The organism is Jiangella asiatica, assembly GCF_004349065.1.
In the GTDB taxonomy this organism is placed as follows: domain Bacteria; phylum Actinomycetota; class Actinomycetes; order Jiangellales; family Jiangellaceae; genus Jiangella; species Jiangella asiatica.
Map to the genome: position 1 here is coordinate 1 of NZ_SMKZ01000080.1, position 22,196 is coordinate 22,196.

The window sequence follows — 22,196 nt, forward strand, 5'->3', positions numbered from 1 at the left end:
CCGCCCACCTGCGCCAGCGCTGACCGGACTGGACCGCCCGCGGAGCCCACGGCATGACCACTCGTGTGCTGATCGTCGACGACCAGGCCATGGTGCGTCAGGGCTTCGGCGCGCTGCTGGCCGCGCAGGAGGACATCGACGTCGTCGGCGACGCGGCGGATGGGGCGCAGGCCGTCGACGCGGTGCGCCGGCTGGAGCCGGACATCGTGCTGATGGACGTGCGGATGCCGGTGCTCGACGGCCTGGAGGCGACCCGGCGCATCCTCAAGGCGCCCGGGAACCCTCACCCGAGGGTCATCATGCTCACGACGTTCGACCTCGACGACTACGTCTACGAGGCACTTCGGGCCGGGGCCAGCGGCTTCCTGCTCAAGGACGCGCCGGCTGCCGATCTCGTCCACGCGGTCCGGGTGGTGGCCGCCGGCGACGCGCTCCTGGCGCCGTCGGTGACCCGTACGCTCATCGCCGACTTCGCCCGCCGGCCCGAGCCCAACCGGCCGCGGCCGGAGCGGCTGCGGGTGCTCACTCCCCGCGAGACCGAGGTCATGAAGCTCATCGCCGGCGGCCTGTCGAACGCCGAGATCGCCGCGGCCCTGGTCCTGGCCGAACAGACCGTCAAGACGCACGTCGGCCGCATCCTCATGAAGCTCGACCTGCGCGACCGCGCCCAGGCCGTCGTCGTCGCGTACGAGACCGGCCTGGTTCAGCCCGGCGGTTGACCCGCCAGCGCGCACACCTACGAGGCGTAAACGGCCCTTCCTGCCCGATTCCGGGCAGATCCTTGGCGAATCATCGACGCCGGGGCATGGTTATCGCCATGACTCACGAGCTGGTCGAGCAGATCGTCCGGACCACCGGACTGCCGGCCGGCGACGCGAGCCGCATCGTCGCCGACGTCGCCGCGTACTTCTCCGAGACCGCCGACGAGTACGTGCGCCGCCGCCACCAGGAGCTACAGCTGCGCGGCGGGAAGAACGACGAGATCTTCGAGCGCATCCAGCTCGAGCTGGCCCGTCGCCCGGTCCGTGCGCCAGAGCTCTCGACCCGGCAGCTGCGCCGCATCGTCTACGGCTGACCCACGCAGCCCGGACACACCAGAACGCGATCCCGGACCAACCCGAACACACTCCCCAAGACCCAGAGAGGACCCCGACCATGTGCGGAATCGTCGGATACGTCGGCCCCAAGCCGGCCGCGCCCATCCTCGTCGACGGCCTGGCCAGGCTGGAGTATCGCGGCTACGACTCCGCCGGCGTCGCGGTCCTCGCACCGCAGGAGATCCGGCTGCACCGCGACGTGGGCCGGGTCCGCGAGCTGGAGGCCACGCTGCCGAAGCGATTCGGCGGCAAGGTCGGCATCGGCCACACCCGCTGGGCCACCCACGGCGCTCCGTCGGAGCGCAACGCACACCCGCAGCTCAGCGCCGACGGGCGAGTCGCCGTCGTGCACAACGGCATCATCGACAACGCGGGCCCGCTGCGCGCGGAGCTTGCCGCCGACGGCGTCGTCTTCGGCTCCGACACCGACACCGAGGTCCTCGCGCACCTCATCGCCCGGGCGGCCGCAACCACCCTGGAAGACGCGGTCCTCGCCGCGCTCGCGCAGGTCGACGGTACGTACGGCATCGCCGTCGCCGATCTCGACCACCCCGACCGGCTGGTGGTCGCCCGCAACGGCAGCCCGATCATCATCGGCGTCGGCGAGCGCGAGATGCATGTCGCCAGCGACGCCGCCGCCCTGGTCCGCTACACCCGCCAGGTCGTGCACCTCGACGACGGCGAGCTGGCCACCGTCCGCGCCGACGGGTACCAGACGTTCACCCGCGAGGCCCGCACGACGAAGACCGCCATCACGGTCGACTGGTCCAGCGGCGAGTACGACAAGGGCTCCCACGAGCACTTCATGCGCAAGGAGATCCTCGAACAGCCCGAGGCGGTCCGGCGCTGCCTGCGCGGCCGGCTGGACGAGCGGTTCCACACCGTCCGGCTCGGCGGCCTGGAGATGGACGCGCGGGAGGCGCGCGAGTTCCGCCGGGTCAAGATCCTCGGCTGCGGCTCGGCCTACTACGCCGGGCAGGTCGGCGCACAGTTCATCGAGGAGCTGGCCCGCATCCCCGCCGATGCCGAGCCGGCCTCGGAGTTCCGCTACCGCAACCCCGTGATCGAGAAGGACACCCTCTACGTCGCGGTGAGCCAGTCCGGCGAGACCTACGACACGCTGGTCGCCGTCCAGGAGCTCAAGCGCAAGGGCGGCCGCGTCATCGGACTGGTCAACGTCGTCGGCTCCAGCATTGCGCGTGAGTGCGACGGCGGCATCTACCTGCACGCGGGCCCCGAGGTGGCGGTCGCGTCCACGAAGGCGCTGACGAACATGGACGTCGCGTTCGCGCTGCTCGGCATCCACCTGGGGCGCGTCCGCGATGTGTCACCGGCCGACGGACGGCGCCTGCTCGCGGCGATGCAGCGGCTGCCGGAGCAGATCGAGAGCATCGTTGCCGACGAGGAACACCTCGCCGACGTCGCCACCCGCCTGGCCCAGGCGCCGAGCCTGTTCTTCGTCGGGCGGACGCGCGGCTACCCCGTCGCACGTGAAGGGGCGCAGAAGTTCAAGGAGATCTCGTACCGGCACGCCGAGGCTTACCAGACCTCCGAGCTCAAGCACGGCCCGCTGGCGCTGGTCGGCCCGAACCTCCCCACCGTCGCGATCGTCCCCGACGACGAGTTGCTGGAGCGCAATGTCGGCGCCCTGCACGAGATCACCGCGCGGTCCGGGCCGCTGTGCGTGGTGACGCACGACGGCGTCGACCTCGGCGTCCCGGCCAAGGACGTGATCACCGTGCCGAAGAGCGAGCCGGAGCTGGACCCGCTGCTGCTGACGATCCCGCTCCAGATCCTCGCCTACCACGCAGCCCGCACGCTCGGGCACGACGTGGACAAGCCGCGCAACCTCGCCAAGTCCGTCACGGTGGAGTGACGGGCGCGGACGGGCACCCAGCCCTCCAGCCGTTGTCAGCCGCCCCTCAGCCGCGTTGATCTTGGAGTTCCTGCGGAATCCACCGGAAATTTCGCCCGGCGATACAGCGATGACTCCAAGATCAACGCGCCGCAGGCGCAGGCGGGGGTGGCGCAGCAGCGGCGGCGGCGGCGGAGGGCCCGGGCCGAAGCCCCGGGTGCGGCCGCGGCTCAGGCGGTCACGTGCGGTGCGACCTCGGCGGCGATGAGCTCCAGATGGTCGAGGTCGGAGAGGTCCAGGATCTGCAGGTAGACCCGGCTCGCCCCGAGGTCGCGCAGCGCGTTGATGCCGTCGACGACCTCCTGCGGCGTGCCCGCGAGGCCGTTGCGCCGCACCTCCGCCGGCTCGCGCCCGATGGCCGCCGCGCGCCGCTCGAACTCCTTCTCGTCCACGCCACAGACGGCGACCATGGCGGCGGAGTAGACGAGCGAGTCGGGGTCGCGGCCGGCGTCCTCGCAGGCCTTGCGGACGTTGCCGAACTTGTCGGCGATCTGGTCCTTCGGCGGGAATGACGTGTTGTACTCGGCCGCGTACTTGGCTGCCAGCGCCGGGGTACGGCGCGGGCCGTTGCCGCCGACGATCACCGGTACCGGCTGCTGCACCGGCTTGGGCAGCGCCGGGGAGTCCCTCAGCGTGTAGTGCTCACCCTGGAAGTCGAACCGCGAGCCCGACGGCGTCGACCACAGCCCGGTGACGATGGCCAGCTGCTCCTCCAGCAGCCCGAACCGCTTCGGCGGGAACGGGATGCCGTAGGCGGCGTGCTCCCGCTCGAACCAGCCCGAGCCCAACCCGAGCTCGACCCGGCCGCCGGACATCTGGTCGACCTGAGCGACCTGGACCGCCAGCACACCGGGGTACCGGAACGTCGCCGACGACACCAGCGTGCCCAGCCGGATGCGCGATGTCTCGCGGGCCAGGCCGGCCAGCGTCGTCCACGCGTCGGTCGGTCCGGGCAGGCCGGACGAGCTGCCCATCGCCAGGTAGTGGTCGGAGCGGAAGAAGGCGTCGAAACCGAGTCGCTCGGTGGCCTGCGCCACCCGCAGCAGGTCGTCGTAGCTAGCGCCCTGTTGTGGTTCGGTAAAGATCCTCAGCTGCATGCCATCAGCAAACCACGCCCAGGTTTCACAACCAGCCGCGGCGTCGGAAGATGAGGAACAGCGTCACGCAGACGATCGCCATCAGCAGCATCGCGAACGGATAACCCAGCGACCAGTGCGTCTCGGGCATGTTGTCGAAGTTCATGCCGTAGATGGTGCCCACGAGCGTCGGGGCGAACAGGATGGCCGCGTAGGCCGAGATCTTCTTGAGCTCCTCGTTCTGCTCGTAGCTGGCCTCGGTGAGGGCCTTCATCTCCTCGTTCTGCTGCTGAGTGACGAGCGTGGCGTTGACGGCGAGGATGTCCTGCAGCACCTGGCGGAACCCATCGACGCGCTCGGTGACCTCCACGACGTGGTCGGCGACGTCACGCAGGTAGCGCTGGAGCTCCTCGTCGGTGCCGTACTTGTTGAACCCCGCCTCGAGGTCACGCATCATGCTGATGAGCGGCCGCGTCGCCCGCTGGAACTCCAGCACCTCGCGGGACAGCTCGTAGATGCGCCGCGAGACGCTTGGGTCGCGGCCGAACACCTCGGTCTCGATCTCGTCGACGTCGTTCGACACGCCGGACACGACCGGGACGTACCCGTCGACGACGGCGTCCAGCACCGCGTACAAGACGGCCTCGGGCCCGAGCCGGAGCAGGTCGGGGCTGTCCTCCATGCGTTGGCGGACGGCGGACAGGTTGGGCGCCGCGCCGTGCCGGACAGTGATGACGAAGCCGGGCCCCACGAACAGATGCAGCTCGGCGAAGTCGACCTCCTCGACCGCGTCCAGGTAGCGGGCGGCCCGCAGCACGACGAAGAGGGTCTCGCCGTAGCGCTCCAGCTTGGGCCGCTGGTGTGCCTCCATCGCGTCCTCGACGGCCAGCGGGTGCAGGTCGAACTCCTCGGCCAGCGACATCAGCTCCGCGTCGCTGGGGCGGAACAGGCCGATCCACGCCATCGCCTCGGAGTCCTCGCGCAACTGGCGATAGGTATCGGCCAGTGAGCTGGGCGTACTGATGCGTTTCCCGTCGCGGTACAGCGCCGCGTCGACGATGCTGGAACGCGGCTGCGTGGACTCCGGCTCGGTGGCCGACGTGTCGAAGTCGTCGGTCATGGAGCCACCTCTGCTCTGCCGGCGTAGGGCCGGCCGGATGACGCGCAGTGCGCGCTGACGACGAGGAGGCATGGCGTCGCTCCCAAACGGTGTGGCGGACGGTCCGAGGTGTCACAGGCGCAGGAACACCCGACCGCCGGGCCCTACCTGCCCGCGACGGCCACGGCGCCCTGCGGCGCATGACTGGGAGGTTCACTGCGCACGGCAGCCTCACCTCCTCGAACCCGTGACGTATTCGCCGCAGTCAAGGATAGTTCACCCCGGGTCCGACCGCGATCAGCCGCGCTCACCCCGGGCGCAGGATCGCGACGCACTCCACGTGGTGGGTCATCGGGAACAGGTCGAATCCCCGCAACTCGGTCAGCCGGTAGCCGAGGCCGGCGAAGCTCGCCAGGTCGCGCGCGAGCGCGGCGGGATCGCAGGCCACGTAGGCGACGGCGCGCGGCGCCCGGGCGGCGATCTCGCCGACGACGGCGGCCTTCGCGCCCTGCCGCGGCGGGTCGAGGACGACGACGTCGACCCGCGCACCGTCCGCCGCGCCGTCGTCCGCCGCTCCACCTCCGGCCAGCACCCGGTCCACCCGTCCTTCGACCAGGCGCGCCCACGGCACGTCGTGCAGGTTGCGTCGGGCGTCGGCGACGGCCTGCCGCGACCCCTCGACCGCCAGCACGGACCCGTCCGGCCCGACCGCGTCGGCCAGCGCCCCGGCGAACAGCCCGACGCCACTGTAGAGGTCCATGGCCCGCTCCCCCGGCGCCGGCGCCAGCCCGTCGAGCACGGCGTCCACGAGGGTCCGCGCCGCGCCGGGGTGGACCTGCCAGAACCCGCCGCCACTGACCCGCCAGCTCCGTCCGGCGGCCCGCTCGACGACGTGCCCGCGTCCCGTGCGTACTACGCCGTCGGCGATGACCTGCCGGTCACCGGAGTCAGACACGACCACCTCGACCGACGACGTCCCCGGCCAGTGCTCGCGCTCCACACTCGCCGCCCGCACCTCCGGGTGGGCGATGAGGCAGGTGTCGACGGGAACGACGGTGTGCGAGCGGTGCGCCCGCAGCCCGGCCCGGCCGCTGGAGCCGTCGACGGCGTAAGTCACCCGCGTGCGCCAGCCGAGCCCGTCGTCGTCGCCGTCCACCGGCTCCACCTCGACCGGCCAGGTCAGGCCGGCCAGCCGCCGCAGCTGCTCCTCGACGACGGCTGCCTTGAGCCGGCGCTGCGCCGGAAGCGACGCGTGCTGCCAGTCGCAGCCGCCGCATAGTCCGGGCCCGGCCCACGGGCACGGCGGCTCCACCCGGTCCGGTGACGCCGACAGCACCTCGACCGCGTCGGCCCGCCAGAACCGGTCCTCGGTGCCGCCCTCGGTGACCCGGATGCGGACCCGCTCGCCGGGCAGGGCATGGCGGACGAAGACCGCGCGGCCTTCGTGGCGGGCCACGCAACTGCCGCCGTGTGCGACCGGGCCGACGTCGACGACCACCTCGGTGCCGACGACGCAGGCACCCCGGACTTGGCGCTGCCGTCTTGTCAGGACGACCCACCGCCTCGGCGGATCTCGCCCCGTCGTACGTCGCCGGGCGCCTGCCGTGGCTTTCCCGACTGGCCGCCGCCGACGGCCGAACGCAGCTGCCACGGCACGCTGGTGACCATGACGCCCGGCGTGAACAGCAGCCGGCCCTTGAGCCAGAACACGCTCTGATTGTGCAGCAGCCGCTCCCACCAGCGCCCGACCACGTACTCGGGGACGTAGACGGTGACGACGTCGCGCGGGCTGGCCCGGCGGATGGCGCGGACGTACTCGACGACCGGCCGGGCGATCTCGCGGTACGGCGAGTCCAGGACGCGCAGCGGCACCGGGATGTCGTGGCGGTCCCACTCGTCCAGCAGCGCGCTGGTCGCGTCGCCGTCGACGTCGACGGTGATGGCTTCGAGGATGTCCGGCCGGGCCGCCCGGGCATACGCGATGGCCCGGACCGTCGGCTTGTGCAGCCGCGACACCAGCACGACGGCGTGGACGCGCGAGGGCAGCAGCGACTCGGCCGGCCAGTCCTCGACCGCGAGCTCGTCGGTGACGGTGTCGTAGTGCCGGCGGATGCCGCGCATGATCAGGAACAGCAGCGGCATCATCGCGACGACGAGCCACGCGCCATGGGTGAACTTCGTGATCAGCACGACGACCAGGACGACTCCCGTCAGCGTCGCACCGGTGGCGTTGATGGCCCGCGAGCGCAGGATGGACCGCCGCTCGGCCGGGTCCGGCCCCGCGGAAAGCAGCCGGTTCCAGTGCCGGACCATGCCGGTCTGGCCGAACGTGAACGCGGTGAACACGCCGACGATGTAGAGCTGGATCAGGCGCGTCACGGACGCGTCGAACGCCACGATCAGCAGCCCGGCGAAGACGGCCAGCAGGATGATGCCGTTGCTGAAGACCAGCCGGTCGCCGCGGGTGTGCAGCTGGCGCGGCGCGTAGCGGTACTGCGCGAGGATCGAGCCGAGGAGCGGGAAGCCGTTGAACGCGGTGTTCGCTGCCAGGATCAGGATCAACGCCGCGGCGCCCTGGATGTAGTAGAACGGGATGCTCCCACCGCCGAAGACCGCCTCGGCCAGCTGCGAGATCACCGTCGGCTGCGGCTGCGAGCAGTCGAAGCCCTCCAGCGTGCAGGGGTCCTCGGTGTAGTGCACATCCGCGATCACCGCGAGGCCGGTGATGCCGGTGAACATCGTGATGGACAGCGTGCCCATGATCGCCAAGGTGATGGCGGCGTTCTTCGCCTTCGGCTTGCGGAACGCCGGTACCCCGTTGGCGATGGCCTCCACGCCGGTCAACGCCGTACACCCGGACGCGAACGCCCGCAGCACCAGCAGGATCAGCGCCACCGTGCTCAGGTCGGCCATCTCGGCGTGGACGTCGTACTCGGCCGACTCCGCGACGGGGTCGTCGCCGAACGCCGTCCGGCCCAGTCCCCACACGATCAGCGCGCCCATGCCCACGAGGAACAGGTACGTCGGGATGGCGAACGCCGTACCGCTCTCCTTGATGCCGCGCAGGTTCATCGCCGCCAGCAGCACGACAATGCCCAGCGCCATCGGCACGCGGTAGTCGTGGAGCTCCGGCACGGCCGAGATCAGGTTGTCCACGCCAGCGGAGACCGACACCGCAACCGTCAGGACGTAGTCGATGAGCAGCGCACTGGCGACGACGAGGCCGGCTGAGGGGCCCAGGTTGGTGTTCGCGACCTCGAAGTCGCCGCCTCCGGTCGGGTACGCGCGGACCAGCTGGCGGTACGACGCGACCACGGTGATCAGCAGCAGCACGACGGCGGCGGCGACCCACGGCGTGTAGTGCAGGTACACCAGACCGCCCAGGGTCAGGATCACCAGGATCTCTTGCGTGGCGTAGGTGACCGACGACAGCGGGTCGCTGGCGAACACCGGGAGCGCCAGCCGCTTGGGCAGCAGCGTGTGGCCCATCCGGTCACTGGCCAGCTTCCGGCCGATGATCAGTCGTTTCGAGATATCGCCGAGCTTCGGCACGATCGGCAATGGTATGCCCAACGAACCAGCCGGGACACGCGACACCGGCGCAGAGCGGGGCTGAAGGTCCCCGAGGCGTCGGTCCAGGCCCGCACCGACCCAGGACGAGCGACGTCGAGGCCCGCACCGACCCAGGACGAGCGACGTCCGTCACGTGGCCCCGGCGACCTCGGGCAGCCAGCCGGGACACGCGACACCGGCGCAGAGCGGGGCCGAAGGTCCCCGAGGCGTCGGTCCAGGCCCGCACCGACCCAGGACGAGCGACGTCCGTCACGTGGCCCCGGCGACCTCGGGCAGCTCGTGTAACGTCGGCTGCGACACGGCGAGTACGGCCTCGCCTGACCTCGCGTGAGAGGACCACAGTGCACGTCGTCATCATGGGCTGCGGGCGGGTCGGTTCGACCGTCGCGCACATCCTGGAGTCGCACGATCACACCGTCGCCATCGTCGACCAGAACCCCGAGGCGTTCCGCCGGCTGCAGCCGGGCTTCGAGGGGTCGACGGTGTCCGGCGTGGGGTTCGACCGGGACGTCCTGATCGAGGCGGGCATCGAGCGGGCCGACGCCTTCGTTGCGGTCAGCAGCGGCGACAACTCCAATATCCTGGCCGCGCGGGTCGCCCGCGAGACCTTCGGCGTCGACAACGTCGTCGCCCGCATCTACGACCCCGGCCGCGCCGAGGTCTACCAGCGCCTCGGCATTCCCACCGTCGCCACCGTCCGGTGGACCGCAGACCAGATCCTGCGCCGGCTCTTTCCTGAGGGCGCGCAGACGGAGTGGGTCGACCCCACCGGCACGGTCCAGCTGGCCGAGCTGCCGGTCACAGCGGGCTGGATCGGCAGCCCGGTGGCGAAGCTGGAGGATGCCTCCGGCGCCCGGGTCGCGTTCCTGACCCGCTACGGCGACGGCATCCTGCCCAGCGCCGACACCGTCATCCAGGACGGCGACCTCGTCCACGTGCTCGTGCGCACCGAGCAGGTCCCACACGTCACCCAGGTCTTCGCGACCACCCCGGAGGTGAAGGGCTGATGCGGGTTGCCATCGCCGGCGCCGGCAACGTCGGGCGCTCGATCGCCTCGGAGCTGCTGGCCAACGGCCACGACGTCCTCCTCATCGACAAGGAGACCAAGGCCATCAAGGCCGCCAGCGTGCCCGAGGCCGAGTGGCTGCTGGCCGACGCGTGCGAGCTGTCCATGCTCGAGGAGGCCGCGCTCGACCGGTGCAACGTCGTCATCGCCGCGACGGGCGACGACAAGGTCAACCTCGTGGTCTCGCTGCTGGCCAAGACGGAGTTCGGCGTGCCGCGCGTGGTCGCCCGGGTGAACCACCCCCGCAACGAGTGGATGTTCAACGAGAGCTGGGGCGTCGACGTCTCCGTCTCGACCCCGCGCATCATGAGCGCGCTGGTCGAGGAGGCCGTCAGCGTCGGCGACCTCGTCCGGCTGTTCAGCTTCCGGCAGGGCGAGGCCAACCTCGTCGAGCTGACCCTGCCGGTCGACTCCCCCATCGTCGGCACGGCGGTGGCCGACGTCGCCTGGCCGATCGACACGTCCCTGGTCTCGATCATCCGCGGCAAGCACGTCCACAGCCCGATGCCCGACCTCCCGCTCGAGTCCGGCGACGAGCTGCTCTTCGTGGCCGCACCGGAGCGCGAGAAGCAGCTCGAGCAGCTCCTGTCGCCCCACGAAGCCTGACCTCTGCCGTTGATCATGGCCCAACAGGGGTTCCGACCGACCGGAACGTCGGTCGGGCCATGATCAACGCGGGAAAAGGCCGGCTGGCTGGCCCGCGTCAGCCGTCGACGGGGTCGGGTGCGGCCTGGCGGGCGTTGTGCGCGTGGTACGCGGGCCGGATGATCAGCCACGACACGTACGCCACCAGCAGGAACAGCGGCCAGCTCATGACCAGGCGGGCCCCGGCCAACCAGCCGAGCTGGTCCTCGCCGGCGAAGTACAGCGGCGCCTGCACCGCCAGGCGAGCGGCGAACATGCTGACCCAGAGCAGGGTGGCCAGGGTGAACGCCTTGGTCAGGGCGGGGTCGCGCCGCCACGAGGTGCCCTGGCCGGTGGCGAAGCCGACGAACAGCCCGATCAGCGGCCAGCGCACCACGACGGAGATGAGGCCGGCCGTGCCGTAGGCGACATTGATGAGCAGGCCGGGCAGGAAGACGTCCTCGGCCCGGCCGGTGCGGTTGGCGAGGTAGGCGGCGATGCCGAGCCCGAGGAACCCGGCGACGACGTTCTGCATGCGCTCGCGCCGTAGCAGCCGGATGACGCCCAGCAGCGCGCCGGCGCCGAGGGCGACCCACAGCGACAGCTGGAGGTCGCGCCCGGCCGCGGTGTAGACGACGGTGAACACGGCCAGCGGCAGCCCGGCGTCGAGCAGGGCCGCCGGGCCGAGCGCGTCCTGAGGGCGAAACCGCTCGTCGGAGGTGATGGCCTGCACCCAGCCCTGCCTGACCGGGCTCGGCCGGCTCGGATTGCCGGCGGGCTCGCCGGTGCCGGTGGGTGTCTGGGCGTCGCGTCCGGTTCCGGACTCGTCCTGACTCAACTCTCACTCCCGCCCGCGGGCAACAGCTCGTATCGGGGGTTGTACATGACCCTGCGGCCGTCGAAGGCGGCCACCCGGCCGGTCGCGACGAGGCGCCGACCACAGCTGATGCCGGCGATGCGCCGCCGGCCGAGCCAGACCAGTGTCACCGACCCGGAGCCGTCGAACAAGTCGGCCTCCAGAGCCGGCGTACCCATGCGGGGCTGCAGCGTGACGGACTGCAGCACGCCGCGGACCCGGACGGTGGTGCGGTCCTGGACCTCGGCCAGCGGCTGGCAGCCGGCCTCGAGGGCGTCGTCGCGCAGCTCCTCGGCCTCGACCTCCTGGTCGGAGGCGGCCCACCGTGTGATGGCGCCCCACAATCCTCGGCGCCCGGTGCTCTCGTTCACGCTATCGAGCCTAATCCGCACGTGACCTGGGTGTCAGGCCTGTAGCGGCTGGTCGGGCGTCGCGGGCGTCTGGCTGCCGGCCGGCGGCTTCAGCACGATGACGTCGCCGGGGGCCATCGGGCCCTCGCCGCGGATGACGACCGTCTGCTTGACCAGGTCGACGAGCTGTCCGAACACGGTCGCGTCGTTGGTGGCCCGACCGAGGAACGTGGCCCGCAGCATCCACCGCGGCCCGTCGATGCCGGACACCCGCGACGGCTGCAGCATCTGCTTGCCGTCCGGCGCCTGCACCGGCACCACGAGGCGCATCTCGGTGCCGAACGGGCCGGTGGCCTCCTCGGCACGGCCGCCGCGGCGCTTGGCGTCCTGCGCGATCTGCAGGCGGGTCTGGGCCCACATGCCGCTGCTGCGCGGCGCGGCCACCGCGATGAGCTGAACCGCGGCCTCCCCGACGGTGAGCAGGGCGCTGGTGGCGTTGCCGGTGCGCTGGTCGACCTGGAGCTGCAGCTTCATCCCCGGCGCGCCCTTGATCAGCAGGCCACCGAGGTCGATGCGGCCGGACCGGGCCGAGCTCAGGTCGACCTCCGACGCGTCGAACGGTCCGCCGGTGCGGTCGCTCTTGGGCGACTCGCCCGCGTCGGTGCCGGCACTCTGGCCGGACTCGCCGCCGGGCGTGGTCTTCGCGGCCTCTTCGGCCAGGTCCTGGCCGTCCTCGTCGCCGCGGCGCCGCCGTCCGAACACCTGCGTTACTTCCTTCCGTCGTGGGTGGCCGGCGTGGGCGCCGACCCGTTGGCGACCGACGCGGTGCCCGTCGACCCGTATCCGCCGTCGCCCCGCGCGGACCCGGGCAGCCGCTCGACCTCGTGGAACCGGGCCTGCTCGACCCGCTGGATCACCAGCTGGGCGATCCGGTCGCCACGCGTGAACGTGGCCGGCTCCCGTAGGTCGTGGTTGACCAGCACCACCTTGATCTCGCCTCGGTAACCCGCGTCGACCGTGCCCGGGGTGTTGACGATGCTCACCCCGAGCCGATGCGCGAGACCGGACCGAGGGTGGACGAATGCAGCGTATCCCGCCGGCAGCGCGATCGCGACGCCCGTACCGACCATCGCCCGCTCCCCCGGCGCGATGGTGACGTCGCTGGTGGTCACCAGGTCGGCGCCGGCATCGCCGGGGTGGGCGTAGCCCGGCAGCGGCACCTCCGGGTCCAACCGGCTGATCAGCACGTCGACGGGACCGGATGCGCTCACGGGTTCACCTCCGCGACCTTGGCGGCCGCCTCGGACAGCTCCGACGGTGCGACCGCGCGGCCGTGCTCGACGAAGTGGGTGGCCGGCACGACGACGAAGACGGCCGACGCGGTCACGCTGACCGGCCCGTCGACGGCGTTCTCGCGCCCGCTCGCGGACATGTAGATCTTGCGCCCGTCGACGCGGTCGATGGCGGCGCCGATGTACAGGGTGGTGCCGACTGGCACCGGGCGGCGGTACGACGTCTCCAGGTGACCGGTGACCGCGGGTTCGCCGATGAGCCAGATGAGGGAGCCGAGCACCTCGTCGAACGCCAGCGACAGGATGCCTCCGTGCGCCAGCCCGGGTGCGCCCTGGTGGTCGTCGGTGACGGTGAAGCTGCCGGAGACCGTCAGGCCCTCGCCGGCGGTGACGGTGACGTGCAGTCCCGTTGGGTGGTCCGGACCGCAGCCGACGCACATGCGGTAGTGCGAGGTGATCCGGGTGCCGGGCGCCGGCGCGTCGGGATGCCGTTCGATCACGAACGACGACCCTACCGGTCCTTCGTCGGCGATCCGTGGCACCCTGCTGGAGTGACTCGTTACCACGAACGCCTGGCCGTGCCGGTCCGGTGGGTGCTGTACCTCGTGGGGCTGGCCGCCTCGGCCTGGCTCGTCTACCACTACGCGTACGGCTCCCAGGTGTCGTTGCCGGTGACCGGTGTCGTGATGCTGGTCGGCGGAGCAGTGCTGTTCGCTTACAGCAGACTCCTCATCAGCGTCGACGACTCGTCGGTGACGGTCGGACGGGCCCGGCTGCCGCTGTCGGCCGTGGGTGCGGTGGAGGCGCTGACCGGTGAGGCGGCGCGGGTGGCACGTGGTCCGGAGCTGAACCCGCGCGCGTACGTGGCGATCAGGGGCTACTTGCCCGCCGTCGTGCGGATCGCGGTCGACGACGCCGCCGACCCCACGCCGTACTGGCTGGTGTCGACGCGCCGCCCCGAGCGGCTCATGGCCGTGCTCGAGGCGGCGCGTCAGACCACCGGCCGCTGACGGGGGACGTACCGGCTCACGCCGCGCAGTCGCGGCAGATGAGCAGTCCGTTCTTCTCCTTCGCCAGCTGGCTGCGGTGGTGCACGAGGAAGCATTGCGAGCAGGTGAACTCGTCGGCCTGCCGCGGCAGCACACGAACCGCCAGCTCCTCGTTGGACAGGTCCGCACCAGGGAGCTCCATCGACTCGTTCAGATCGGACTCGTCGACGTCGACGATGCCCGACGTCTTGTCCATCCGACGGTTCTTGAGCTCCTCCAGCGAGTCCTCCGACAGCTCGTCGTCGGTCTTGCGTGGCGCGTCGTAGTCGGTTGCCATGTTGTTCCATCCCCCTCACTGGGCGCGTAGTGGTCCGTCGTGTAACGCACAGCGACCCAAGGTTGTGCCCGCTCCGAGCGGGAGATTCTGCCCGATCGATACCCCGTTTCGCACGGCACCCCTCCGGTGAGTCCGCGGTGATGTCCACCTCGGCGCCCGCGGCGCGTCCTTCGAGCGTGCGCCGTGTCGTCCTCTGGACCGACCACCGGCACCGTCCCGCAGGATGAGACATGCCAGGATTCGACCCGGCAGGCTGAGGGGGCACAGGCGCAGAGCAGAAGAGGATCCGCATGCTGCAGCTCGACGGGATATCCCGCCGCTACGGTGACGTCGTCGCCCTCGACAACCTCTCGTTCGCGGTCCGACCTGGGCAGATGTACGGATTCGTCGGCACGAACGGCGCTGGCAAGACCACCGCCATGCGCATCGTCCTTGGTGTTCTGGAGCCCGACGCCGGTGAGGTGCGCTGGAACGGGCGGGCCCTCGACCCTGAGATCCGGCGTGAGTTCGGTTACATGCCCGAGGAGCGCGGGCTCTACCCGAAGATGCGTGTCCACGAGCATCTGGTGTACCTCGCCCAGCTCCACGGTGTGGCGCGTCTCACAGCCGAGAAGGCCGCTACGCAGCTGCTTGAGTCGCTCGCTCTGAGCGAACGGGCGGCCGATCGGGTCGAGTCGCTGTCGCTTGGCAACCAGCAGCGCGTTCAGCTCTCGGCCGCTCTCGTGCACGATCCGGCGGTGCTGGTGCTCGATGAGCCGTTCAGCGGCCTGGACCCCATGGGCGTCGACGCCATGGCTGCCGTGCTGCGCTCGCGGGTCGACGCCGGCGCCGCCGTCGTCTTCTCCAGCCACCAGCTCGACCTGGTCGAGCGGCTGTGCGACGCGGTCGGGATCATCCGGGCCGGGCGCATGGTCGCCGACGGCACCGTCGACGAGCTGCGCGGCGACGCCGCCGGGCGCTACCGCCTCCAGGTGCGGGCCGAGCCCGGCTGGCTGGACACCCTCGCCGCGCGGGTGCCCGGCATCGTCGTCGCGGAACATGGACCGGCCGGCGACGACGAGGTCGCCCTCGTCGACCTGCCGCCCGGCACCGACGACCAGGCACTGCTCGACGCCGCGCGCGCACTCGGGGCCGTGCGCCAGTTCACCCCCGTCCGCCCGACGCTGGCGGAACTGTTCCGCTCGGTCGTCACCGACCAGGGCGCACCGGCTCAGGAGGAGGCCGCCTGATGGCGCGCGCCCTTTCGTTCCGCGAGGCCAGCAGGCTCGTTGCCCGGCGCGAGTTCACCCAGCGCATCCGCGACCGGTCCTTCTTCATCTCCACGGCCGTCACGGTCGGCATCATCGGGCTGGTCGTCCTGCTGCCCCGCTTCGCCGACCTCGGCGACGACAGCTTCGACGTCGCCCTCGTCGGCGACTCCACCGGCGAGCTGCGTACGGCCGTCGAGCAGCAGGCCGAGACCGCCGACATCGAGATCACCTTCGCCGACGACGCCGACGACGCCGAGGCTGCCGAGCAGGCGGTCAGCGACGGCGACATCGACGCCTACGTCGACGCCGACGCCGTCTACGTCGACCAGTCGCTGGACAGCTCCCTGCGCGCGGTCCTCGAGAACGCCTACAGCCAGGTCGAGGGCGCCCGAGCGCTCGCCGACGCCGGCATCGACCCCGGCGCGGTCTCCGAGGCGCTCAGCTCAGCCACCCTTCGCACCGTCACGCTCGACCCGGACGCCGAGGAGCGCGAGGCCCGCGGCGTCATCGCCTTCTTCGGTTCGATCGTCCTGTTCGGCCAGCTCATCGGCTACTCCATGTGGGTGGCCATGGGCGTGGTCGAGGAGAAGTCCAGCCGCGTGGTCGAGGTCATCCTCGCGGCCATACCGGCGCGGGCGCTGCTCACCGGCAAGATCGTCGGCATCGGGCTGCTGGGGCTCTTCCAGCTCGTGCTGATCGGCGGACTGGGACTGGGACTGGCCGCGGCACTGGGCGCGGTCGAGCTGACCGGGCCGATGATCACCCCGGTTCTGCTGTCGCTGGGCTGGTTCGTGCTCGGCTACGCGGCCTACTCATGCCTGTCGGCGGCGGCGGCGGCCCGCGTCTCGCGACAGGAGGAGCTGCAGAACGTCACCACGCCGGTGAACACGGTCATGATGGTCTCGTACTTCGCCGCCTTCTTCGCCTTCATGAGCCCGGACAGCCCGATCGCGAGTGTCGCCAGCATCGTGCCGCCGTTCAGCGCCCTGGTCATGCCGATCCGGATGGCCCGCGGCGACGCCGCCGGCTTGGAGGTCGGGCTGGCGCTGGTCTTCATGCTCGCGCTGATCTCGGTGCTCGTGGTGCTGGCCGCTCGCGTCTACGAGGGCGCTGTCCTGCGTATGGGCGCCAAGGTCTCCTTCCGCGACGCTCTCGCCTCCCGCCGCTCCGCCTGACCCCGCCCGCGGCCTCGAAATGATCACGTTCAGCACGAAATCTCGTGTCGCGGCAGGCTTGTAAGCCTCGTGACGCGCGCAGAATCCTCGTGGTGGCCCGCTTCGTGCACCCGCCGACGACTGCCGGGGCGGCTCGGCCACGGTCAGAGGGCGTCGCGATCGGCGCCCAGCCGCTCCAGCAGCGCCCGCAGCTCGGCGGCCACCCCGGGCGTCGCCGCCAGGGTCATGGCGTTGCCGGGCTCCGCACCGTACAGCCCGCTCACGACGGCGCCCGCCTCCGCCGCGACCAGCCCCCCGGCCGCGAGGTCCCACGGGTTGAGGCCGCGCTCGTAGTACGCGTCGAGCCGTCCGGTGGCGACGGCGCACAGGTCCAGCGCCGCGGCACCGGCCCGGCGGATGTCGCGCACCTCCGGGATCACGTCGAGCAGCACTGCCGCCTGCCGCGTCCGCCGTCCGGCGTCGTACCCAAAACCGGTCCCGACCAGCGCCAACGACAGCGCAGCACACGCCGATACCCGCACCGCCCGCCCATCCAGGAACGCCCCCCCGCCCAGCGTCGCCGTCCAGGTCTCGCCGCTGGCCGGGTTGTGCACGACGCCGGCCCGCACCGCGCCGTCGACCCTGGCCGCGATGGACACCGCGTACTGCGGGATGCCGTAGAGATAGTTCACGGTGCCGTCGATGGGATCGACCACCCAGTCCACGCCCGTCGTGCCTGAGACGTGCCCGTCCTCCTCGCCGAGGATTCCGTCGTCGGGCCGGGCGTCGAGGATCCGGGAGCGGATCAGCGCCTCGGCGGCGGTGTCGGACTCCGTCACGACGTCGGTGGGCGTGGACTTCGTGTTCGCGACGTCCATGCGCTCGACCGCGTCGCGGCGCTCGCGGGCCAGCTGTCCGGCCTCACGAGCCGTCTTCTCGGCTAGGACGAGCAGGTCGGCGGGATCGGCCGTCGTCACAGGCATCCTCCTCCAGAGAGGGCCGTCACCATGCGTTTGCGTGCCCCGCCAGGCCTACGAGCCTGTCGCGACACGAAATTTCGTGGTGAACGTGATCATTTCGTCATTTCGAGGCCACCCACGGCAGTGGGGGTGTGTCCTCGCCGCACAGGGCGGGCAGGTCGGCGCGCAGGTTGGGGCAGCAGCCGGCCGGACTGACGTCGGCGGCCGGGCCGGGGGCGCCGATGCTGGCCCGCGTCACCGGTTCGCCGCGCTCGACGGCGGCCCGCTCCACCAGCAGGTCGAGCACGGTCGCGACGAAGTCAGGGTGCGTCCCGGCGGTCGCGGCCCGAGCGGCGGCGATGCCCAGCTCCTTGGCCGTGGCCACCGCCTCGGTGTCGAGGTCGTAGGCGACCTCCATGTGGTCGGAGAGGAACCCGATGGGTGCCAGCACGACCGCATCGACCCCGCGCGAGGCGAGCGCCGCCAGATGGTCGTTGACGTCGGGCTCCAGCCACGGCATGGACGGCGGGCCGCTGCGCGAGCAGTAGACCAGGTCGTGCTCGCGCGCCACACCCGTGCGGGCGGCGACCTGCGCGCTCACCGCGTCGGCGACCGCCAGGTGCTGAGCGACGTACGCGCCGCCGGTCGGCCCGGAGGTCTCGGCCATGGTCACCGGGATGGAGTGGGTGACGTAGACGATGCGGGCCCGTTCCGCGGCCGACGGCGGCAGGTCGCCCAGCGCGCCCACGACGCCGTCGGCATTGGCCATCACGAAGCCGGGGTGGTCGAAACAGTGCCGCAGCCGGTCGATGCGGGGCGCGCCCGGTCCGGTGGCCTCGACGGCACGCCAGAGGTCTTCGCGGTACTGGCGGCACCCCGAGTAGGAGTCGTAGGCGCTGGTGACGAAGGCGGCGGCGCGGGTGACGCCGTCGTCGCGCATGCGAGCCAGCTCGTCGGCGAGGTAGGGGTCCCAGTTGCGGTTGCCCCAGTACACCGGCAGCGAGATGTTCCGCTCGGCCAGTTCGTGCTCGAGGTTGGCGATCAGCGCGCGGTTCTGGTCGTTGATCGGGCTCCGGCCGCCGAAGGCGCGGTAGTGCTCGCCGACCTCCTCCAGCCGCGCACGCGGGATGCCCTTGCCCCTGGTGACGTTCTCGAGGAACGGGATGACGTCGTCCTGGCCCTCCGGACCGCCGAAGGAGACGACCAGGAGGGCGTCGTACGGATCGGTGATGCTCACCATGAGAGCCTAACGCCCATGACGTGGCGGAACTGGGCCCGGACCGTCGAGGCGCGGCCACAACGGGTCGAGCGGCCGGCCAGCGCCGCCGAGGTCGCCGAGGTGCTGGCCCGGGCCGCTCACGACGGGCTGCGGGTGCGACCGGTCGGCGCGGGGCACAGCTTCACGCCGATCGCCGCCACCGACGGCGTCCAGGTGCGGCTGGACCGGCTCAGCGGACTGATCTCCCTCGACGCCGCGACCGCCGAGGGCGCGCCGGCCACGGCCACCGTCGCCGCCGGCACGCCACTGCACGAGCTCAACACCGCGCTGGCCGCCCGCGGCTACAGCCTGACGAACATGGGCGACATCGCCGCCCAGACCGTCGCCGGCGCCGTCTCGACCGGCACCCACGGCAGCGGACGGGTCACCGCGTCGCTGTCCGATCAGGTCACCGCGGTGCGCCTGGCCCTGCCCGACGGCACGCTCGCCGACGTCAGCTCCGAAGACACCAGCGACGACGGCGACCTGTTCCAGGCCGCGCGGCTCGGCCTCGGGGCGCTGGGCGTGCTCACCGCCGTCACGCTGCGGGTCGAGCCGGCGTTCACGCTGCGAGCAACCGAGCGCCCGTCGACCCTGGACGAGGTGCTGGAGCGCTTCGACGAGCTGGCCGGTGAGGACCACTGCGACCTGCACTGGCTGCCGTTCACCGGCGCCGTCCAGCTCAAGGTCAACCGGCGCACCGGTGAGCCGTCGGCGCCACGCAACCCGGTCGCGGCCTGGTGGTCCGGCGAGCTCGTCGAGAACGCCGGGGTCGCGCTGGTGCAGCGGATCACCCGGGCCGCGCCGAAGAGCACCCCGGCGGTCAACCGCACCGCGGCCCGGCTGATCCGCCGGAGCAGCTATGTCGACGCAGCGCCGAACGTGTTCACCAGCACCCGGCGGGTCCGCTTCCACGAGATGGAGTACGCGCTGCCGCGCGCCGCCGCCGTCGCGGCGCTGCGGGAGCTGCGCGACCTCACCGCCCGCGGACCGTGGCGCATCGCGTTCCCTGTCCAGGTCCGGCTGGCGCCGGCCGACGACGTCTGGCTCTCCCCCGCGTACGGCCGCGACACCGTCTACGTCGCGACCCACGCCTACCCGAGGACTGACTACCGCGGGTGGTTCGACGCCGTGGAGCGGCTCTGGGTCTCTTACGGCGGCCGGCCGCACTGGGGAAAGCTCCATACCCGCGATTCACGGTATCTTCGTGATCAATACTCGCGAATGGATGCGTTCCGGGCGGTCCGCGACCGCGTCGATCCGGGCCGCACCATGGCCAACGAGCACCTCGACCGGCTGCTGGAGAGCTGAGTTGACCTGGGCCGCCGGCGGCGTGGCGGCTTGGTCGGACCCGGTACGGCGGGTGACGATGGTGGCAGTCGTGATCGGAGGTGAGGGTGGTGCGCGAGCTTCGGCTGGTCGCGGTCAGCGAAGACGGGAACCACCTCATCCTCACCGGGCACGACGGTGAACAGCTGGCGTTGCGGGTGGACGACCGCCTGCTCGCCGCGATCCGAGGCGACCGAGCGAGGTTGGGACAGTTGGATATCCGGCTCGAAAGCCAGCTACGTCCACGCGACATCCAGGCACGCATCCGGGCCGGTGAGTCCGTCGAGGCGGTCACCGCCGTGGCCGGCATGCCACGGGAGAAGGTCGAGCGGTTCGCCGGCCCGGTGATCGCCGAACGCGAGCACATCGCCGGCCGGGCCCGGCAGGCTACGGTCCGCCGGCTCGGTGGCGACGGCCCGCCGCAGACCCTCGAAGCCGCGGCGACGGCCACCGCGAAGACCTACGGCGCCGACCCCGACCTGGTCGAATGGGACGCCTGGCGGCGTGAGGACGGTCGCTGGCTGGTCCGCTTCTCCTGGGCCGGCGAGGAGGAGGACTCCGCGCTGTTCTCGTTCGACCCGTCCGGCCGTACCGTCGTGCCCGAGGACGACAACGCCCGCTCCATCGCCGGTGTGCTGCCCGCCGACGCTCCCACGCCGACCGAGGAGTCGGCTCCGGAGGCGCCCACCGGGCCGGCGCGGCTCTCCGTCGTCGGCTCGCCGGCGCGCGAGGAGGAGGACGAGGGCCCGCAGCTGCCGTCGTTCCTGACCGCCCCCTCCGGTGCGCCGCCGGTGCGCGGCCTGGTCCGCGACGTCGAGGAGCCGGAGGAGCCTGCCGACGAGGTCGAGACCACCACGCCCATCCCCACCGCGTCGCGGCGCGGCACCCGCCGGAGTGCCCGCGGCGGCCGCCCCGAACGTCGTCGCCGCGAGCCCGACCTGTTCCACGACCACGCACCGGACCCCGCCGACGACGAAGTCACCAGCGAGCGGCTGCGGCTCAGCGACATCGCCAAGCACGTCGAGACCGGCGAGCAGGCCGACCTCGCACCGACCGCCGACGACCCCGCTCCCCCGGCCCGCAAGACGGCCGGTTCCAGCCGGTCGCGCCGGCCCAGCGTCCCCAGCTGGGACGAGATCATGTTCGGCCGCCGCAAGAACGACTGAGCCTGAAGCTCCCGCTGACGGTCATCTGATCGGCTCCTGTCCGCATGTGCGGATGATCAGGTACCGCCCACGGCCACCACGTCCGCTGCCCGCGCCACCTGATCGTTCTCGTCCGGACGATCAGGTGACACATGAGTGATCAGGTGACGTGCAGCGCTCGCGGAGGATTCACGAAGAAATTTCCGGTTCGCACGTATCTGTGAGCCGGGTGCGCGCTCTGTATCTGTGAACGCCGGTCGCCACCAGACGGCGTTCCGCGGTTCCGGGACCTCCGGCCGCGTCGCGCACACCAGGGAGGCAGTTGTGGCGTCTCGACGTCCAGCTACCTCCGCCCAGCCCGTGGGCGACGCGAACGCTCCCCTGGAACCGTGGCGGGCTCTGTCGAGACACCGCATCGTCGAGACCCTCGCGGCACGGCGACGCAGACGGCATCGGCGTCTGCTGGTACAGCGTCTGTGAAGCCGGGGGGCATGCTGCGATGGGTCGTATTTCAACGGGGGGTGACGGGTACGTGAGCAACGCACGGCTCGCCGTGCCTGGGGGCACGTGCCCGTCACTGACGACGATGGTTCCGCGGGACGTAGCGGGGCGGAGGACGCTTCCGCGGGACTCGACTCGACGTGGCGCCGGCGTGGGGGACGCCGGCGCCACAGCCGGCGGTCCGCGACGGATCGGGCTGGGGGGCACCGGCCCGGAGCGGACCGACACGGGGGACGACGGCCCGACGACGACCGGCCCGGGGGGCGCCGGTCCGAGCCGAGCCGACACGGGGGACGACGGGGAGCGGCACACCGGCCTGGGGGGAG

The 22,196-nt window shown here is 71.7% G+C and carries 22 protein-coding genes; 10 read left to right on the forward strand and 12 right to left on the reverse strand.

The features are described from left to right. Window positions 1–53: 53 nt before the first annotated feature. The 3 genes from E1269_RS30180 (at window position 54) to glmS (ending at window position 2,973) form a co-directional block, all read left to right on the forward strand. The gene (locus E1269_RS30180; RefSeq protein WP_131901659.1) at window positions 54–719 is read left to right on the forward strand and encodes a response regulator transcription factor; all 666 of its coding nucleotides are present in this window, start codon (window positions 54–56) and stop codon (window positions 717–719) included. 98 nt (window positions 720–817) lie between these two features. Continuing rightward, on the forward strand, window positions 818–1,075 hold the full coding sequence (locus tag E1269_RS30185) for a hypothetical protein (protein ID WP_203434226.1): 258 nt from the start codon (window positions 818–820) through the stop codon (window positions 1,073–1,075). An 80-nt stretch (window positions 1,076–1,155) separates the two neighbouring features. Continuing rightward, a complete protein-coding gene (gene glmS, locus E1269_RS30190) occupies window positions 1,156–2,973 on the forward strand; it encodes a glutamine--fructose-6-phosphate transaminase (isomerizing) (protein ID WP_131901663.1) in 1,818 nt (605 codons plus the stop codon). Window positions 2,974–3,182: 209 nt separating this feature from the next. Here glmS and E1269_RS30195 read toward each other — a convergent pair whose 3' ends face one another. The 4 genes from E1269_RS30195 to E1269_RS30210 all read right to left on the reverse strand — a co-directional run bounded on the left by E1269_RS30195 (window position 3,183) and on the right by E1269_RS30210 (window position 8,676). After that, on the reverse strand, window positions 3,183–4,109 hold the full coding sequence (locus E1269_RS30195) for an LLM class F420-dependent oxidoreductase (protein ID WP_131901665.1): 927 nt from the start codon (window positions 4,107–4,109) through the stop codon (window positions 3,183–3,185). Between the two features lie 25 nt (window positions 4,110–4,134). Next, on the reverse strand, window positions 4,135–5,208 hold the full coding sequence (gene corA, locus E1269_RS30200) for a magnesium/cobalt transporter CorA (protein WP_203434227.1): 1,074 nt from the start codon (window positions 5,206–5,208) through the stop codon (window positions 4,135–4,137). Window positions 5,209–5,494: 286 nt separating this feature from the next. Beyond that, window positions 5,495–6,685, reverse strand: a complete 1,191-nt coding sequence (locus E1269_RS30205; protein ID WP_338033602.1) for a class I SAM-dependent RNA methyltransferase — start codon at window positions 6,683–6,685, stop codon at window positions 5,495–5,497. Between the two features lie 47 nt (window positions 6,686–6,732). Then, window positions 6,733–8,676: an APC family permease gene (locus E1269_RS30210; protein WP_131901697.1), complete on the reverse strand. Its 1,944-nt coding sequence runs from the start codon at window positions 8,674–8,676 to the stop codon at window positions 6,733–6,735. A gap of 425 nt (window positions 8,677–9,101) precedes the next feature. On the opposite strand from E1269_RS30210, the gene E1269_RS30215 reads away from it, so the two are divergent. Next, window positions 9,102–9,767: a potassium channel family protein gene (locus E1269_RS30215; RefSeq protein ID WP_131901669.1), complete on the forward strand. Its 666-nt coding sequence runs from the start codon at window positions 9,102–9,104 to the stop codon at window positions 9,765–9,767. Further along, on the forward strand, window positions 9,767–10,432 hold the full coding sequence (locus E1269_RS30220) for a potassium channel family protein (RefSeq protein WP_131901671.1): 666 nt from the start codon (window positions 9,767–9,769) through the stop codon (window positions 10,430–10,432). Before E1269_RS30215 ends, E1269_RS30220 begins: the two co-directional genes overlap by 1 nt. A 97-nt stretch (window positions 10,433–10,529) precedes the next feature. Here E1269_RS30220 and E1269_RS30225 read toward each other — a convergent pair whose 3' ends face one another. Genes E1269_RS30225 through E1269_RS30245 form a run of 5 tightly spaced genes read right to left on the reverse strand, consistent with a single transcriptional unit; the run spans window position 10,530 to window position 13,448 of the window. Beyond that, window positions 10,530–11,288 carry a DUF3159 domain-containing protein gene (locus E1269_RS30225; protein WP_131901673.1) on the reverse strand — a complete coding sequence of 253 codons (759 nt, stop codon included), beginning with the start codon at window positions 11,286–11,288 and terminating at the stop codon, window positions 10,530–10,532. Further along, a complete protein-coding gene (locus E1269_RS30230) occupies window positions 11,285–11,677 on the reverse strand; it encodes an OB-fold nucleic acid binding domain-containing protein (protein WP_203434229.1) in 393 nt (130 codons plus the stop codon). The genes E1269_RS30225 and E1269_RS30230 overlap by 4 nt, the downstream gene beginning before the upstream one ends. A gap of 33 nt (window positions 11,678–11,710) precedes the next feature. Continuing rightward, window positions 11,711–12,418, reverse strand: coding sequence for a DUF3710 domain-containing protein (locus tag E1269_RS30235; protein WP_162606695.1), 708 nt, complete (start codon window positions 12,416–12,418; stop codon window positions 11,711–11,713). A gap of 5 nt (window positions 12,419–12,423) precedes the next feature. Then, window positions 12,424–12,927 carry a dUTP diphosphatase gene (gene dut, locus E1269_RS30240; protein WP_131901677.1) on the reverse strand — a complete coding sequence of 168 codons (504 nt, stop codon included), beginning with the start codon at window positions 12,925–12,927 and terminating at the stop codon, window positions 12,424–12,426. Then, window positions 12,924–13,448, reverse strand: a complete 525-nt coding sequence (locus tag E1269_RS30245; RefSeq protein WP_203434230.1) for a PaaI family thioesterase — start codon at window positions 13,446–13,448, stop codon at window positions 12,924–12,926. The genes dut and E1269_RS30245 overlap by 4 nt, the downstream gene beginning before the upstream one ends. Window positions 13,449–13,499: 51 nt before the next feature. Here E1269_RS30245 and E1269_RS30250 point away from each other — a divergent pair, with 51 nt between their 5' ends. Next, window positions 13,500–13,958: a DUF3093 domain-containing protein gene (locus E1269_RS30250; RefSeq protein WP_162606696.1), complete on the forward strand. Its 459-nt coding sequence runs from the start codon at window positions 13,500–13,502 to the stop codon at window positions 13,956–13,958. 16 nt (window positions 13,959–13,974) lie between these two features. Here the strand turns inward: E1269_RS30250 and E1269_RS30255 are convergent, their stop codons facing one another. Further along, window positions 13,975–14,274, reverse strand: coding sequence for a DUF4193 domain-containing protein (locus E1269_RS30255; RefSeq protein WP_131901681.1), 300 nt, complete (start codon window positions 14,272–14,274; stop codon window positions 13,975–13,977). 290 nt (window positions 14,275–14,564) lie between these two features. On the opposite strand from E1269_RS30255, the gene E1269_RS30260 reads away from it, so the two are divergent. Continuing rightward, on the forward strand, window positions 14,565–15,503 hold the full coding sequence (locus E1269_RS30260; RefSeq protein WP_131901683.1) for an ABC transporter ATP-binding protein: 939 nt from the start codon (window positions 14,565–14,567) through the stop codon (window positions 15,501–15,503). Next, on the forward strand, window positions 15,503–16,699 hold the full coding sequence (locus E1269_RS30265) for an ABC transporter permease (protein WP_131901685.1): 1,197 nt from the start codon (window positions 15,503–15,505) through the stop codon (window positions 16,697–16,699). Before E1269_RS30260 ends, E1269_RS30265 begins: the two co-directional genes overlap by 1 nt. 143 nt (window positions 16,700–16,842) lie before the next feature. Here E1269_RS30265 and E1269_RS30270 read toward each other — a convergent pair whose 3' ends face one another. Both E1269_RS30270 and E1269_RS30275 read right to left on the reverse strand, forming a co-directional pair. Further along, window positions 16,843–17,661: an inositol monophosphatase family protein gene (locus E1269_RS30270; RefSeq protein ID WP_131901687.1), complete on the reverse strand. Its 819-nt coding sequence runs from the start codon at window positions 17,659–17,661 to the stop codon at window positions 16,843–16,845. A 97-nt stretch (window positions 17,662–17,758) separates the two neighbouring features. Beyond that, the gene (locus E1269_RS30275; RefSeq protein ID WP_131901689.1) at window positions 17,759–18,877 is read right to left on the reverse strand and encodes a ferrochelatase; all 1,119 of its coding nucleotides are present in this window, start codon (window positions 18,875–18,877) and stop codon (window positions 17,759–17,761) included. Between the two features lie 15 nt (window positions 18,878–18,892). Here E1269_RS30275 and E1269_RS30280 point away from each other — a divergent pair, with 15 nt between their 5' ends. Next, window positions 18,893–20,206: a D-arabinono-1,4-lactone oxidase gene (locus E1269_RS30280; RefSeq protein ID WP_131901691.1), complete on the forward strand. Its 1,314-nt coding sequence runs from the start codon at window positions 18,893–18,895 to the stop codon at window positions 20,204–20,206. An 89-nt stretch (window positions 20,207–20,295) separates the two neighbouring features. Next, window positions 20,296–21,390 (forward strand): septation protein SepH, encoded by a 1,095-nt coding sequence (sepH, locus tag E1269_RS30285; RefSeq protein ID WP_162606697.1) that lies wholly within the window; start codon window positions 20,296–20,298, stop codon window positions 21,388–21,390. Window positions 21,391–22,196 lie beyond the last annotated feature (806 nt).